This window comes from Phormidium sp. FACHB-592, assembly GCF_014695795.1.
In the GTDB taxonomy this organism is placed as follows: domain Bacteria; phylum Cyanobacteriota; class Cyanobacteriia; order Leptolyngbyales; family Leptolyngbyaceae; genus Stenomitos.
Map to the genome: position 1 here is coordinate 65,760 of NZ_JACJOZ010000011.1, position 15,233 is coordinate 80,992.

Annotated in this window: 10 protein-coding genes and 1 pseudogene; 5 read left to right on the forward strand and 6 right to left on the reverse strand. The window is 51.4% G+C overall.

Features of this window, described 5'->3' with window-relative positions; genetic code table 11:
• The first annotated feature begins 459 nt into the window (after positions 1-459).
• The 4 genes and pseudogenes from H6F86_RS01730 to pyk all read left to right on the forward strand — a co-directional run bounded on the left by H6F86_RS01730 (position 460) and on the right by pyk (position 6,924).
• A complete protein-coding gene (locus tag H6F86_RS01730) occupies positions 460-2,586 on the forward strand; it encodes a TonB-dependent receptor (protein ID WP_190446377.1) in 2,127 nt (708 codons plus the stop codon).
• A gap of 81 nt (positions 2,587-2,667) precedes the next feature.
• Positions 2,668-3,285 (forward strand): annotated as a pseudogene (gene clpP, locus H6F86_RS01735) (ATP-dependent Clp endopeptidase proteolytic subunit ClpP); the annotation flags it as partial.
• Between the two features lie 285 nt (positions 3,286-3,570).
• Positions 3,571-4,890, forward strand: coding sequence for a HEAT repeat domain-containing protein (locus H6F86_RS01740; RefSeq protein WP_190446379.1), 1,320 nt, complete (start codon positions 3,571-3,573; stop codon positions 4,888-4,890).
• A gap of 252 nt (positions 4,891-5,142) precedes the next feature.
• Positions 5,143-6,924, forward strand: coding sequence for a pyruvate kinase (gene pyk / locus H6F86_RS01745; RefSeq protein ID WP_190446380.1), 1,782 nt, complete (start codon positions 5,143-5,145; stop codon positions 6,922-6,924).
• A gap of 50 nt (positions 6,925-6,974) precedes the next feature.
• On the opposite strand, the gene H6F86_RS01750 is transcribed toward pyk, so the two are convergent.
• From H6F86_RS01750 to H6F86_RS01760, 3 genes are all read right to left on the reverse strand, one after another.
• Positions 6,975-8,402, reverse strand: coding sequence for a phosphoglucomutase/phosphomannomutase family protein (locus H6F86_RS01750; RefSeq protein WP_199304934.1), 1,428 nt, complete (start codon positions 8,400-8,402; stop codon positions 6,975-6,977).
• A 551-nt stretch (positions 8,403-8,953) separates the two neighbouring features.
• Positions 8,954-9,490 (reverse strand): DoxX family protein, encoded by a 537-nt coding sequence (locus H6F86_RS01755; RefSeq protein WP_190446382.1) that lies wholly within the window; start codon positions 9,488-9,490, stop codon positions 8,954-8,956.
• Between the two features lie 58 nt (positions 9,491-9,548).
• Positions 9,549-9,764, reverse strand: coding sequence for a hypothetical protein (locus H6F86_RS01760; RefSeq protein WP_190446383.1), 216 nt, complete (start codon positions 9,762-9,764; stop codon positions 9,549-9,551).
• 27 nt (positions 9,765-9,791) lie between these two features.
• On the opposite strand from H6F86_RS01760, the gene H6F86_RS01765 reads away from it, so the two are divergent.
• Positions 9,792-11,867, forward strand: coding sequence for a dynamin family protein (locus tag H6F86_RS01765; RefSeq protein ID WP_190446384.1), 2,076 nt, complete (start codon positions 9,792-9,794; stop codon positions 11,865-11,867).
• An 11-nt stretch (positions 11,868-11,878) separates the two neighbouring features.
• Here H6F86_RS01765 and H6F86_RS01770 read toward each other — a convergent pair whose 3' ends face one another.
• The 3 genes from H6F86_RS01770 to H6F86_RS01780 all read right to left on the reverse strand — a co-directional run bounded on the left by H6F86_RS01770 (position 11,879) and on the right by H6F86_RS01780 (position 15,149).
• A complete protein-coding gene (locus H6F86_RS01770; protein WP_190446385.1) occupies positions 11,879-12,352 on the reverse strand; it encodes a response regulator in 474 nt (157 codons plus the stop codon).
• A gap of 169 nt (positions 12,353-12,521) precedes the next feature.
• The gene (locus tag H6F86_RS01775) at positions 12,522-13,346 is read right to left on the reverse strand and encodes a metallophosphoesterase (protein ID WP_190446386.1); all 825 of its coding nucleotides are present in this window, start codon (positions 13,344-13,346) and stop codon (positions 12,522-12,524) included.
• A gap of 60 nt (positions 13,347-13,406) precedes the next feature.
• Positions 13,407-15,149, reverse strand: coding sequence for a hypothetical protein (locus tag H6F86_RS01780; RefSeq protein ID WP_190446387.1), 1,743 nt, complete (start codon positions 15,147-15,149; stop codon positions 13,407-13,409).
• Positions 15,150-15,233: the final 84 nt, after the last annotated feature.

Here is a 15,233-nt window from a genome sequence, read left to right on the forward strand (position 1 = left end):
CCAATATACTGCCTACGCCTGCGAATCTCCCATTCTCTGAAAACTTTTAATTTAAGAATTTTGCAGAGGGTCGGAAGTCGGAAGTTTCACAGATGAATTTTCGAACCTTGCACTTGAAGCACTAAGTTTTGAGCTTGAAAGTCTGAGTTCTGAAGTTGAAACGCTGAGTTCTGAACATGAGGTATCAAGTTGTGAACTGTAACATCCGAATTCTGGGGTCAAAATACCGGGTTCTCCGGTGGAGGGTTGGGTTTTGGCAATCAAGACTTTCGCCGAACCGATGTAACTAGTTGTGCGTTCTATGCGTGCGATCGTTCGAGCACGTACCTGGATGAGTTTGACAACGTGTCTTTTGACATCAAGGTGAATGCTGTTCCAACAATAAGAGCGATTATTTGAGGTTTTGCACCATGCCTGTTTGTCGGGGCAGGGTGTGTGAGGAGTGAGTCAACTTAACATATGAAACGACGCTTACTATTACCCACCGTGTTTCTGCACGGAAGCATTCTGTTGGGCACAAGCGCTCAAGCGGTTGCAATGCCCGTTGCTGCCAATGAAGAACGCACGGGCTTAAGACAGACTGTGAATAAGCCACAAACGATCTTGCGATTGAAAGAGTTCGATCGCCCTTTAACCCGTGCTGTATGGCTGTTGGCAAAACCAACCGTTTCAACTGCCATTAGCCAATCATTACAACTGGATGAGCAGACACCCTCTGGCAATGAAGCAGAAGAAGATGAAGCAGAAGAAGAGATTGTAGTTGAGGGTAAAAAGGCACCTGCTAACACTGCTCCTACTTACACCATCACTGGTGAGGAAATTGACAAACAGGGAGCAACCAGCGTTACAGATGTGTTGCAGAGTCTACCCGGATTTGCCATCAATGACGCTGGGTTTGGCGCAGACATTCATACTGGCTTTTATTACCGGGGCACAACGACTAACCAGAATACGTTTTTGTTGAATGGTAGACCGACCGGTAGCAATGTCAATACTTACCACGGTGCTACTGACCTAAATACATTTTTGACAGGTGGCATCGATCGCATTGAACTCTCTAGCGGCACAGCATCCACACTCTATGGCTCAGAGGCGTTTGGTGGCGTAGTCAATATTCTCACTAAAGAAGAAATTGCACCTATTAAGCTCAGTGCACTGGCGCAGGGTGGTTCCTATGGGCAGCAGAATTATCGCGCGGGTGTTGCAGGAACGCTAAATGCGCTGAGCTATGCCATTGGCTATGAGCGCTTTCAGGCTGATAATGATTACCCAGTGCCTAGAGGGGCAGCAAACCGGGGACCTGATGGACGGTTGTTTAACGGGGATACCAAGTTTGACAACTACTTTGGTCGGTTAACCTATCGAGTTGATTCCCGCCATACTTTGAGGCTGGATGCTTACGCAAACACCAGTCGTAAAGGGCTTTTGTACTTTGGGTTTCCGCTCCAGCGCGATCGCCTGGAGCATGACGGCTTAAATATCGGGTTGTCATGGAATGCCCTGATTGGCGGTAGTGATGATTCGATTCTGACCGCAACCATTGGCTACAACCGGGACAACTTCAACACCTTTGGTCCGACGCAAAGCGTCTTTTTCCGTCGGGGCACCCTAGAATCTCAGGGCTTGACCGCTAGAGTTGAGCACAATTGGCAAATTCTAACCTTCTACAACCTGCGCTACGGGCTTGATCTACGCAGTGAGTTTTTTGAGGGCGAAACGCTCAGTACTGTGCCGAGCCTGACTCGCTTCAACGCGGCAGAGAAGCGCGATCGTACCAATACAGCCCTGTTCGTTCTCAACACCTTCAAAATCCTTGCTAATGTGCAGCTTGAACTAGGTCTACGTCAGAACTTCAACACTGAGTACGACAGTTCAACTAACCCTAGCGTTGGTACGCGGTGGGACATCACCCCAAACATTGCTTTGCGAGGCAGTTGGGTTTCGGTGCGTCGTAACCCAGGCTTAGACCAGTTGTATCTCTTTGACACCGTTCACAACTGGTTGCCAAACCCAGACTTGAAGCCAGAGACAGGTTCCGCGTGGACAGCCGGGATTGACTTTAAGGTGACGTCCGGTCTCTCTGCCCAACTCACCTATTTTGGCAACCGTTTGGAGAATCGCCTTAGCGTCGTGGGTGGACGCTGGCAAAACATTGGTCTGGTCAATACGAATGGGTTTGAGGCAGGTGTGCGCTGGGAACTAACGCCGCAACTTTCGGCACTGTTCAACTACACTTACACCGATGCTCGGATTGAATCAGGTGTGGAGCAGGGCTTACAGCTAAGTACCATTCCCTTCTCGGTCGCTCAAATTGGCATTGGCTACGACTGGAACGGGTGGCAACTGAATTTCTATGCCAATTACAACAGTGGTTCTCGACGTGCTTTATTTGCCGAGACAGGCGTAGACACGCGTAGTTTTTCGTCTTCGTGGCTCAACCTGGATTTGAATGCGCGAATTCCGATCGTCCAAAATGTTGCCTTTCTGGTTTATCTCGAAAACTTAGCCGATGTCAGCTACGAACGAGTGAACCGTATCTACCAACCGGGTTTGACCTTTCGCGTCGGTTTATCTGCCGCTTTTTAGCCCGTTCTCTCTGCTCCTGTGAGAAACCCTCTCCCCTCACCTCTTCCTCCCTCAAATCGGTAGAATGAGGAAAACGAATCGAGAGCAAGCACCATGATTCCTACCGTCATTGAGCAATCTGGTCGAGGCGAACGTGCCTTTGACATCTACTCGCGGCTGCTGCGGGAGCGGATTGTGTTTCTAGGGCAGCAGATTGATGCCGACCTGGCAAATTTGATTGTGGCTCAGTTGCTCTTTCTGGATGCTGAAGATCCAGAGAAAGATATCTATGTCTATATCAACTCCCCTGGTGGCTCGGTTTCAGCCGGGATGGGCATTTACGATACGCTACGGCACATTCGTCCAGATGTTTCGACCATTTGCGTTGGGTTGGCCGCCAGCATGGGCGCGTTCTTGCTCAGTGCAGGTACGAAAGGCAAGCGGATGAGCCTACCCCACTCTCGCATCATGATTCACCAGCCATTGGGTGGCGCGCAAGGTCAGGCAACCGACATTGAAATCCAGGCAAAAGAAATCCTGTATCACAAGCAGCGTTTGAACGAAATGTTGGCAGAGCATACCGGGCAGTCGATCGAGCGTATTCAAGAAGATACCGAGCGCGACTTCTTTATGTCTGCCGAAGAAGCAAGAGATTACGGTTTGGTTGATCAGGTGATCGATCGTCGCCCGTCTGCAACTCACCCAGTGACTGAGAACTAAAGCGTCCAGCGGTTAGCTATTAGCTTTAGAACTGTGCAAAGTGCGAAATTAAAAGGTCTACCATTTTGGGTTGCCATGTTTGATTTTGCCTTTAGTCATGCGATGTACAACTAAAACCTGCATTCCAGCCCTTCTTCCAAAAAGAGGGGCTTTTGAGTCTTTTCGGCTCCTTACTTTTTGCCTAGAGAATAGATGGGCTGTGCTTCTTCAGTGAATTAGCGGCACGATCGGTGTGCTGAGTGACAGCGCTGTGTCAGAATGGGGCAACTTTGTAAACTTGAACGAATGTCAAACGTGCTAGAGCAAGCTCAGGAAGCGTTTCGCCAGGAAAACTGGTCGTTACTGACGCATTGTTTACAGCAGTTGTTGAGCAAGGCTCCCGCTCATGTGCCTGCAACTGTCGATCACAACCCGTCGCTGCCCACAGCGGCTGAGATGGTGGTGCTGCTGGAACTGGCGATCGCCGCTCTTGAAGCGGGCGACTTTCAAGACCGTTGGGAGATTGCCAAAGTGCTTCCTATCTTTGGTGATCGCGCGATCGCACCGCTCATCACCCTACTTCAGGACGATACGGCTGATCTGGAAGCACGCTGGTTTGCTGTCCGGATTCTCGGTGGCTATAGCCATCCTGATGTCATCAGGGCATTAATGGATTTGCTGCAAACGACTGACAGTGAAGAACTCAGCAGTATGGCAGCCGAGTCGCTGGCAAATTTGGGTACGACAGCGATCACTGCCCTAACAAACCTCCTGGCGATCAACGATACACGCCTCTTTGCCGTGCGGTCGCTGGCACACATTCGTCGCTCGGAAACAATTGCTCCCCTGCTGACAGTGGTGCGTGATCCTAATCCGGCAGTCCGAGCGATCACGATCGAAGCCTTGGGCAGTTTTCATGATTCTCGTGTGCCGCCCGTGCTGGTAAACGCGCTTCATGACGAGAATGCAACAGTCAGACAGGTTGCGGTTGAAGCGTTAGGTTTTCGCCACGATCTGACTCTACCACTGGCGTTAGTCACGCTACTGTCGCCACGCCTGCGGGATACCAATGCGGCAGTTTGCCAGCAAGCGGCGATCGCGCTGGGACGGCTGGGCACCGATGCTGCCGCAGAGGCGCTTTTTGCTGTGCTCAAGTCTCCGCAAACGCCACTACCCTTGCAAATCGAGGTTGTTTGGGCACTCACCCGGATTGGCAGCGCGATCGCCCTAGATTATCTTCGACAAGCCCTGCCTCTGTTGCAGGAGCCAGCAGCCCAACCGCTCTGTCAGGCGCTCATTACTGCTGTTGGGCAGTGGGAAGTCGCCGAAACCAAGCCCCAGGCAGCTCAACTGTTAATGGCTACCCTTGCCACCCCGCTTGTAGTGGATCAGCCTACGCTCAGACAAGCGATCGCGCTTGGTCTCGGTCAATTAGAGCAACCAGACGCGCTCGAAACTCTGATGCAGCTTCTGGCAGATGAAGCGATGGGTGTACGGCTCCATGCTATTGCGGCTCTTAAAGCTCTCGATGCTCAAACTGCCCGTCAGCGGCTAGAACAGTTGGCACATAGTGACTTGCCGGAGCCGCTGAGACAGGGTGTGGCGATCGCGTTGCGAGAGTGGTAGATGGGAAGGGTGAAGGGATGAAGAGGTGAAAGAGCGTAGCTTTTTTGAGTGGAAGTGGCTGTTATAGCCATTTACCAGTTACTAGGCTTAAAACTAACGACTCATCAGCAATCCTTTAACAGCGCCTTTTTGCCCAGATACTTGCACGGACACTGTAGAATGCGGCAAACTGACGCTAGTCAGATACATTGACTGATTCCGCCCGTGCCAGTTTGCCCCTGGCACCCTTCTTACTCCTCAAGATGAAGATAAATGCCGCTTTCCAATACCCATCGCCGAACCAAGATTGTTGCCACCATTGGTCCAGCAACTAGCAGTCCAGAGGTTCTGCGCGAGCTGATCGAGGCAGGTGCAACAACTCTACGCCTCAACTTCTCCCACGGAACGCATGAGGATCACCAGCGCAGCATTCGTCTCATTCGCCAAACCTCGTTTGAGTTGAACCAACCAGTCGGCATCTTGCAAGATTTGCAGGGACCAAAAATTCGACTGGGACGGTTCAAAGATGGGTCGATTATTCTCAACAAGGGCGATCGCTTCACCCTTACCAGCAAGCTTCTAGAAGGCACTCAGACCATTAGTTCTATTACTTACGAACCGCTAGCAGATGAAGTGCCAGAGGGTTCGGTCATTTTGCTGGATGACGGCAAGGTGGAAATGTTTGTCGAGAAGGTCGATCGCGCCACACGCGAACTTCACTGCATCACGGTCGTTGGTGGTGCCCTTTCTAACAACAAAGGGGTCAACTTTCCGGGCGTTTATCTCTCCATTAAGGCACTGACGGATAAAGACCGCAAAGACCTGACCTTTGGGCTTGACCAGGGCGTTGATTGGGTTGCCCTCAGCTTTGTGCGAAACCCGCAGGATGTGCTGGAAATCAAAGAACTGATCGCCAGTGCGGGCAAAAATGTGCCTGTAATCGTCAAAATTGAAAAACATGAAGCGATTCAAGAGATGGAGTCGATCCTCTCTATCAGCGATGGCGTGATGGTGGCACGGGGTGATTTGGGCGTAGAACTCCCTGCAGAAGATGTACCCGTGCTGCAAAAGCGGCTGATCTTGACGGCAAATCGCATGGGCATCCCAGTCATCACCGCGACTCAGATGCTAGACAGCATGGTGCATAGCCCCCGCCCAACTCGTGCTGAAATTTCTGACGTGGCGAATGCCATTTTGGACGGCACGGATGCGGTGATGCTCTCGAACGAAACTGCTGTGGGTAAACATCCCGTTGAGGCGGTGGCAACCATGGCACGTATTGCGGTGCGAATCGAACAGGAAAAATGGAAGAAGGCGATCGAAGACAGTGGACGATCGATTCCCAATGCGATCAGCCATGCTGTGAGTCAAATTGCCGACCAGTTAGATGCAGCGGCGATTATGACCCTCACAAAAACAGGAGCCACTGCCCGCAATGTCTCTAAGTTTCGCTCCGCTAAACCCATTTTAGCGATTACGCCTCACGTCGATGTCGCGCGGCAGCTTCAGCTTGTTTGGGGTGTCAAGCCACTACTTGTCCTGGATTTGCCCTCAACGGGACAGACGTTTCAAGCTGCGCTGAATGTGGCTCAAGAGAAAAATCTTCTGTGTGAAGGTGATCTCGTTGTCATGACTGCTGGCACCTTGCAGGGTGTTTCTGGCTCCACCGACCTGATTAAGGTAGAAATGGTCACAGCCGTACGTGGTAAGGGTGTGGGCATTGGTCAGGGTATGATTAGCGGTAGAGCAAGGATAATCCATAGCAGCACGGATATGGGCCACTTTAATCCCGGCGAAATTCTAGTGGCACAACATACGGGCGCTGAATTGATTGATACCATTCGCAAAGCGGCTGGCATTATCACTGAAGACGGTAGCCTCTCCAGCCATGCGGCTGTGATTGGGTTGCGCCTGGGGGTACCCGCGATCGTCGGCGTGAAGAATGCGACCTCAGCCATCCGCGATGGCGAAATTGTCACCCTCGATCTACAGCGAGGGTTGGTCTATTCGGGCGCGGCGATTCCCAATCAGGTTGAGCCAGCGCTACCTGTTTAGAGGGCTGAGGGACAAAAGGCGGCACGAAGTACCGCCTTTAAGTTACTGCGCTAATTTGCCCAATCTTTTGCCCAGGCAAGGGTTTTGTGCACTTGCTCTAAGGTCGCCGCTTCGCAATAGAGCCGTAAAACTGGTTCTGTGCCGCTAAAGCGGATCAACAGCCAGCTTTGGTCATCGAGGCGAAATTTGTAGCCATCAACAGAGAGGCAATCAATGACGCGATGCCCGGCAATTTCAGTTGGTGGCTTGGTTTGGAGTTGGTTCAGCAGCTTTGCCCGTACATCCATGCTGGCAAGGGGCAGGTCAATGCGATCGTAGCTAGAGAAAAAGCCCGTTCGTTCTTGTAGCTTGCGGTAGAGGTCGCTCAGGTCTAATCCAGAATGGACGATCGCCTCCAGCACATACAGCGCTGATAACAGGGCATCGCGCTCGGGGATGTGGTTACCGTAGCCGATACCGCCTGATTCTTCGCCACCCAGCAGCACCTGGCTTTCCAACATGCGATCGGCGATGTATTTATAGCCAACGGGCGTTTCAAAGACCGGCAAGTTGTAGAGTGCCGCTACTTTGGGCATCAGGTCAGAACCACTGATGGTCTTTACTAGTTCACCGCTAAAGCCACGACGAGCAACCAAATGCTCAATCAAAACTGGGATGAGGATTTGGGAACTGAGAAAGTTTGCCTGTCCATCTACAGCCGCAATGCGATCGCTATCGCCATCAAACACTAGCCCCACTGCCAAGCCAGCCGGATTTTCCTGCCGATAGGCGCGAATATGCTCAAAAAAGCTGGTTAGATACCGCGGTAACGGTTCGGGTGCGCCGCCACCAAACAACGGGTCGCGATCGCTATGCAGTTCTCGGATGGGTGTTTTGAGCAGTTGTTCCAGACCACCTGCCGCCGCTCCGTGCATCACATCCGCAAAAACGGTCAGCTTGCCCTGCTGAATGGCTTGCCGAATGGCTGCAATATCTACCTTTGTTTCTAGCCCTTTGCAGTAGCCTTCCCAAGGATTGAAGGTCTGTAGCTTACCCGGTGTGCCCTGCACAGTTTTGCCCTCTGCCAGTAGCGCTTCTACTTGCTGCGTTACCGCAGGTGAGACAGAGCCGCCGAACGCACCCTTAATTTTTAAGCCGGAATAGCTGCCAGGGTTATGGCTTGCAGTGATAACCAGTGCGCCTAAGGCATTGTGTTCTTTTGCAGCCCAGCTAAAGGCAGGTGTGGGCGCGTAACCATCTGACAGCAGCACATCAAAGCCAGCCGCTCTCACTGCTTCAGCCGTTGCCAGCGCAAAGTCTTCGGACAGGAAGCGCCGATCGTAGCCCACAATCACTAACCGCTTGGCAGTCGTGCTGCCATAGACGTTCGCCAAGACATGAGCCGCTAATGGTGCTACTAACGTCAGGCGATCGAAGGTGAAGTCTGCGGCAATTAACCCCCGCCAGCCATCTGTACCAAACTTGATCGGATTTGACATGACTGACGTTGGAGAAGGGTGATTCATGGACAGACAGCCTCATGTTCGTTGTGATTCTTGCCATTTGAGTGTATGCGTAGAACAGCCCCTTCAGCTACCCTAAGCCTCTTTTTAGATGAGTCGTACGATCGCCACAATCACCGCTAGCATAGGTTTTCAGCTTGAGTCGTCGGGATTCCGTTCTAACATAGGTTTACCAAACCTTCAAGCGACAGGGCTAAACCTAAACTCTGAGTTAAGACTTGCTATTTTTTCCGGTTTGCTGGCGACTGTCTTTTGTCGCTGCGCTTGACACTCGTAACAGTTGCATTGTATAAATTCCCTTTTTGCACGCTGCGAATCAAGCTTCCCCTACCTGCGGCTTCCCCTTTATGAAGCGGGATTAAGGACGATCCAGAGGGGAAAGTGACAGCCAGCACTTGTTGCATGGATACTGGGGCGATCGCCAGGTAGCTGTGTACGCAAAACAAGTACGCAAAACAAAGCCCTGAAGTTTCCCCCAGGGCTCACTGCTGCTATCCAGAGTAGACGTTAATTCGGTTCGCTTATTCTTAAGCGTTAACTTTCGGCTCCACAATACTGGTTGCTTCGTACACCTTCTCCAGATTCATCACCCGCTTTGCCTGAGCAGACAGCGCACTGGCATCCAACCAGTTTGCCAACAGTGCATCGGTAGAAAACAAGCCCCCACCATTAATGGCAAAGAAAAGGAAGCAAGCTGCGTAAACGGCTGATAGTTCCAGGTACGGAATGCTAAAACCAGCGACCAGGATGTGGTGATACATTGCCACACACATGGTTGAAAACAGACCCAGCGCCGCAGGACGAGTGAGTAAGCCCAGTGCCAATAACGGTGCGCCAATGAGTTCAGTTAAGGCAGCAACATAGCTAAAGAAAAGGGGGAATGGCAAGCCAATGACCTGAACATATGCCTGAGAAAAGCTCTCAATATTAGAGAGTTTGTCTAATCCGTTATGAACGATCATCATGCCTACTACTACGCGAAGCAGTGCAAAGGATGTTTGCGAAAGCAGATTAACGTTCACATTGGGCTTGAAAACAGCGGCTAGAAGAGAGTTTTTAGGCATGGTTTGATTTTTGTGATGATGGCGAATGGATAAATTTACGATACATATGTTAATAAAGCTAACGCATTTCGTTAAGTTTTGCTAATGGTTGAATGTATTTGCGTAGATGATTCTCATAATCTGGTGCTGCTGACAATCGCTGCTCTACCTTAAATAAGGCTTGACGGGTTGCTTCTCTAGGGATGCTGAGAGTAGTGGCATACCGATTCTCTTTTTCCGCGCTATAAACGCTATAAATCGAGATCCCCCTGCCTGTGTCTTCCTCTATCCCCATCCATACCCTTTCTCACCGTCACGCACCATGAGTTACAAAATCGAAACAGATGGCTTTCTCAACGACCTTGATCGCGTAGTTAGAGCGCGACGACAGATCTCAGAGCACCTTAATAAGGTTGCTGAAACACTCGCCCAAGCTGAATCTGCTAGCGAGAAGGCATCGGGCAAGCTGGGGCTAGAGCGGGAGATTGAGGATCTAGCGGTCGCCAGCAAAAATTTGCGGCAGGGTGCCTTCCGGTTGCTGGTGCTAGGGGATATGAAGCGGGGCAAAAGCACGTTTTTGAACGCCCTGATTGGTGAGAACTTGCTGCCCAGTGATGTGAATCCCTGCACGGCACTATTGACGATTCTCAAGTACGGTGCTGAGAAGACGGTGACGGTGTATTTTAACGATGGTAAGCCGCCAGAGCCGATCGACTTCAAGAGCTTTAAGCAGCGGTATACGATCGCCCCAGAAGAAGCAAAAGAACTGGAACAAAAGCAACAGCAAGCGTTTCCTGATGTCAGCCATGCGGTTGTAGAGTATCCGCTGCCACTTCTGGAGAAGGGAGTAGAAATTGTAGATAGCCCCGGCTTAAACGATACCGAAGCACGGAATGAGCTTTCGTTAGGCTACATCAACAACTGCCACGCTATTCTGTTTGTTTTGCGGGCATCGCAACCCTGTACGCTGGCAGAACGGCGCTATCTAGAAAACTACATTAAAGATCGAGGGCTATCCGTTTTCTTCTTAATCAACGCTTGGGATCAGGTCAGAGAAGGGCTAATTGATCCGGATGATGCAGACGAAATGGCAGAGGCAGAAACAAAGCTGCGAAAGGTGTTTCACGCCAATCTGATTGACTATTGCCAGGTGGATGGTGCTGATCTTTACGAAGAACGGGTGTTTGAAGTCTCCGCCATTCAAGCACTGCGGCGACGGATCAAAAATCCTGCTGCTTCACTCGAAGGCACAGGCTTTGCTGAATTTATGGGGTCACTGAACACGTTTTTGACGCAGGAGCGGGCGATCGCCGAATTCCGTCAGGCGCGCACACTGGCTCGTCAAGCTTTTGCGCGGGTGCAAGAGGCGATCGCGCGGCGCATTCCCCTACTAGATCAAGATGTAGAGGCACTCAAGCAGCGGATTGCCTCAGTCGAGCCGCAGTTTGGTCAATTGAGCGGCATTCGGGATGAATTTCGAGACGAGATTCGGACAATGAGAGATCGGAAGGCACGAGCGATCGCTGATTCCTTCAAAACCTACGTTCTAAATCTGGAAAATACCTTTGAGCAAGACTTTCAGCGCTATCAGCCAACCGAGCTTCAGTTTCTAGATTTCTTTAACGAAAGCAAGCGAGAGCAGTTCACCGCTACCGCGCAACAGGGCTTTCAGCAGTATGTCAACGACAAATTCTTTGCCTGGACGCTGACTGCCGAAAAAGAGTTAAACGAAGCGTTTGCCCAATTGTCTACAAGTGCTGCCCGTTATGGTTCGTCTTACGTAGAAGTGACGGATCAAATTACAGAGAAGCTGACGGGGCAGAAAATTGAGACCCGCCTTGGGTCTACGCCCGATGACGATAGCCCTGGCTGGGCAAAATGGGCAATGGGTTTGTTCTCGCTGGCAGCAGGTAACTTCGCGGGTGCGGCACTGGCGGCATCTGGGTTTGACTTCAAAAGTATCTTACTAAACTTCTTTACAACGGCAGGCGTGTCGATCGTGGCGTCTGCTGTCTTTGGTGCCATGCTGGGTCCAATCGGCTTTGTGCTTATTGGTCTCGGTGTCGGTGCACTACAAGCCGATCATGCCCGTAAGCAGTTTACCAAAGCCATCAAAACTGAATTGGTAAAGCAGTTGCCTCAAGTCGTGCAAGCGCAATGGCAACCGATTTATAGCGCTGTACAAGAGTGTTTTGATGCGTACGAACGCGAAGTCATCAAGCGGATCAACGACGACATTCAGGCGCGTAAGGCTGAACTCGATAATCTTTTGAAGCAAAAGGAATCGCGGGAGATCGATCGCGAACTGGAACTATCTCGTCTAAACAGTGTGAAAAGCACTGTGTCTACCGAATGCCAGGGTTTGGAGGCAGAGTATCAGGCGCTATTGCTTTATTAAGAGACAAACTACTACTGAATCTGCCCCAGGTGCGAAACTTGCCTAGTCGGTTGTACGGCATTATTAGGCTCAACAGGAGCTAGCTCAACCTTACCAGGCTCAACGCTGTGGGTCAGGCGCAAGTAGGTACGGACTCTGGTAAGCAACTCGTTGAAGTCGATTGGCTTGCAGATGAAGTCATTTGCCCCTAGCTCAATGCCGCGTATTGCGCTGGCTTCATCATGTGCAGAGATCAACAAAATCGGGATGGACGGGAGGGTGTCATCCTGCCGGATCTGTTGTGTTACCTCATAGCCATTCATTCCAGGCATCATGACATCCAGCAAGATTAAATCGGGTGGTGCCGCTTTAATCTTACGTAGTGCAATACTACCGCTAGTTGCCACATCGACTACAAACCCTTCCATTTCTAAAATTGTTTGCAGTAGAAATAAATTATCTGGAACGTCATCAACGGCAAGGAGACGATAGACTTGCGAAGACATACGGAGGGAACCTGATTATACAAATGCTGTTTTGCTTATGTATACAGTTCTACTCGGTAGTGCCAACCGTCGAGGTCTAACTAGGGATGTATTTCCGCTTCAGGCAGCTAAATCGTTAGATTCTCTTAAGATGAGCGTTGCTCTCAACTAAACGATCGCCACCCAGCTATCAAAGCAGTGTGATAGCGGTTACTTCGGGTGGGCAAAAGAGGCGACCTGGCAGGTAAGTACCAAGACCGCGATTGACATAGAGACGATTGTTGCCTACATTGTGCAATCCCTGTGCCCATTCCCAGTGTTTAGAAACTCGAGCGCATTCTTTCATCCAGGGTACAAAGCGTCTGGCTTGTTTGGGTAGTTTGCAATAGGTTGTTGAAATAAGCTGCGACACATTGCCGACGCCAGGAAGCACGACTTGACCACCGTGGGTATGCCCAGAAAGTTGCAGATCTACACGCCACTGTTGTAACGGGACAGCCGTATCGGGATTGTGCGACAGGACAATGCGTGGAATGCTGGGATCGATCGCCTTCAGCACGGGCAGAGGATTAAAGGATGGCGACCAAAAATCAGCCAACCCTACGATCGCCAGTTCAGGACCAAGCGGGTAAGCAACCTCATTCCACAAAACCTGAATGCCAATGCTAGTAAGTGCTTTTGTCACTTCCGGTCGTGAGCGGCGATAGCAAATATCGTGATTGCCCAACACGGCATAGATGCCTGCTCGGCTTTGCAGCGCTTTTAACCAGGGCACCAAGTTATGAATAGCAGCAGGATCAGCGGTGACAAAATCGCCTGTGAGGACAACCAGATCCGGTTCCAGTGTATTGCTGGCTTCGATCGCCGCCTCAAGCAGTTTTTCAGAGAGCCGAATCCCGTCGAAGTGAAAATCTGAGAACTGTGTCAGCGTCACGCCTTTGAGCGAAGTAGGTAAGTCGGCGATCGGCAACTGCAACCGTTCGACTGTCAGGGGACCTGTCAAGAGTCTATGCATACGCTCATTTAGCAGAGTACCTTCAGGCTAGCAGTTGTTTAAAGTAGCGTGGCAGTTGGCTTAGACAGTGAGTTTCGTCCGTTTTACCGTCTCAAGACGGACGGCAGCCGTCAAGAGAAACAGGGCTGTGCGCTGGTGTTGGGCTGTTCGTTCCGTTAGAGCCGTTACGGCAGGCATGAAAAGGGCCGCAGCTTGATTGATGACAGCTGTTTGGTAGGAGACTGTTTGATAGGAGGCTGTTTGATAGAAGGTCTGAGGCAGCGACTCTGGCTGAATAGCCGGTAACTGTCGCCCGGTCGGTTTGGTTTGTTTGGTCTGGTCAGCGATCGACATGACCAAGATCACCAGCATGAACGAGAGCAACAGCCCCAAACTCAAACGCTGCTCTAGATCAGAAAGAGCACCAGAGGAAACCTGCTCAACCGTGGGCGCGTTCGTTAGCTGCCAGTTCGTTCGGGGGGTAATGAACTGCTGAAGTTCAGCACGTTTAGCTGTGTACAGGTTTAGATTATCAGTGGCAAACTTTAACTCCAGATTAAGTTCAGCATATTGACGGGCTAACACTGCCCATTGTTTGATTTGTTGCTGAACGTGCCCTTCGGTTTGTGCAATTACCTGCTCGGTCAAGGTTAGCACCCGCACCTGAGTTGCGGCTGTCACCCATTCCAACAGGTTTTGCTGCTGCACGATCGCGGTATAGTCAGTCGTTTTCCCTACTTGGAAATCTGCGATCGCCTGCGCGAGTTGGCGGGCGATTGGCGCTTGTGCCGCCTCGGTCATTTGGGCTGAAATCACCTGATAGCGCTGTTTGAGAGGTTGCAGCGTGGCGCTATCTGGCTGCGGACGGGCAAGCTCGACGGCTAGCTGATCTGCGATCGTCTGCAGTTGTGTGAGGAGTGACTGATAGCGATCGTTTCGGGTCAGCGTTTGCTCTGCCAGATCTGCATCCGCTGATGACAGACGCGGTTGCCCCGATCGCTGCTGCAAAATGGCAAGCTGCGTGCGTGCTTCGATTAGACGAACTTGTAAGGCTTGGCGCTGTTGCACCAGCACATTGCTTCGCTGAGACAACTGTTGCCCCAGTGCTGTCGGTTCAGTGATGCCATGCCGCTGCTGGAGCCTTTGAAGGTTTTGCTGTGCGACCACCACTTGTTTTTGGATCTGGGGTAGTCGCTTTTCCACAAACTTTAGTTCGCGACAGAGGTTCGTGCGGCATTGCTGGCTGTATTGCAGGTAGGCGTGCGACACTTTTTCGAGCACTGCCTGCACTTTTTGCGGGTCAGGGTCTTGATAACGGATCTCTAGCGTTTTGTCGTCGTCGCGATGCGTGATGTCTAGCTTCTGCGCCAGCGTGTCGTAGTTGAGGTCGGTATACTGCGTCTGGAGCTGCTGCACCACTGGCGCGAGCAACTTGGGACTCCACAACACCTGAATCTGGGTTGCGTAATCGACGGTAGGGGTCGATCGCGTGGCTTGCGCGTTAGCTTGCGCGGCAGGAACCGTTGTCTCAGCACCTGGCTCGACCAAAAGCTGAAACTTGCCTTCATATTGGTCTGTCTGGTTGGCTAGCTGCACCAAAGTAGTGCCTCCCACCAGGGCGATCGCGGCTCCTGCCAGTGCCCCGGTACGCCGATTGAACAAGCTGGGACGTTCTCGTGTTGCCTCTATTAGTGTTGCTTCTGGGCTTGCAACTAGTTCCAGCGACGATACGGGCGCGATCACAGGCTGGTCGAACGATCTCGCCTCGATCGCTAAATCAAGCCAGTCGGTGGAATCGTTGGTAGCAATGGAGGTTGAGCGCATACGTCTTACCAAATCAGGGGACGATTCAGGTGTTAGTCATCTGGCAGCAGGGAACGATCGGAAGGCTAAAAGACAGTTTGAGGA

Bases quoted from the DNA above. Each gene is read 5' to 3' on its own strand.
- H6F86_RS01730 (WP_190446377.1), top strand. From the start codon at position 460: ATGAAACGACGCTTACTATTACCCACCGTGTTTCTGCACGGAAGCATT.
- H6F86_RS01740 (WP_190446379.1), top strand. From the start codon at position 3,571: ATGTCAAACGTGCTAGAGCAAGCTCAGGAAGCGTTTCGCCAGGAAAAC.
- pyk (WP_190446380.1), top strand. From the start codon at position 5,143: ATGCCGCTTTCCAATACCCATCGCCGAACCAAGATTGTTGCCACCATT.
- H6F86_RS01750 (WP_199304934.1), bottom strand. From the start codon at position 8,402: ATGTCAAATCCGATCAAGTTTGGTACAGATGGCTGGCGGGGGTTAATT.
- H6F86_RS01755 (WP_190446382.1), bottom strand. From the start codon at position 9,490: ATGCCTAAAAACTCTCTTCTAGCCGCTGTTTTCAAGCCCAATGTGAAC.
- H6F86_RS01760 (WP_190446383.1), bottom strand. From the start codon at position 9,764: ATGGGGATAGAGGAAGACACAGGCAGGGGGATCTCGATTTATAGCGTT.
- H6F86_RS01765 (WP_190446384.1), top strand. From the start codon at position 9,792: ATGAGTTACAAAATCGAAACAGATGGCTTTCTCAACGACCTTGATCGC.
- H6F86_RS01770 (WP_190446385.1), bottom strand. From the start codon at position 12,352: ATGTCTTCGCAAGTCTATCGTCTCCTTGCCGTTGATGACGTTCCAGAT.
- H6F86_RS01775 (WP_190446386.1), bottom strand. From the start codon at position 13,346: ATGCATAGACTCTTGACAGGTCCCCTGACAGTCGAACGGTTGCAGTTG.
- H6F86_RS01780 (WP_190446387.1), bottom strand. From the start codon at position 15,149: ATGCGCTCAACCTCCATTGCTACCAACGATTCCACCGACTGGCTTGAT.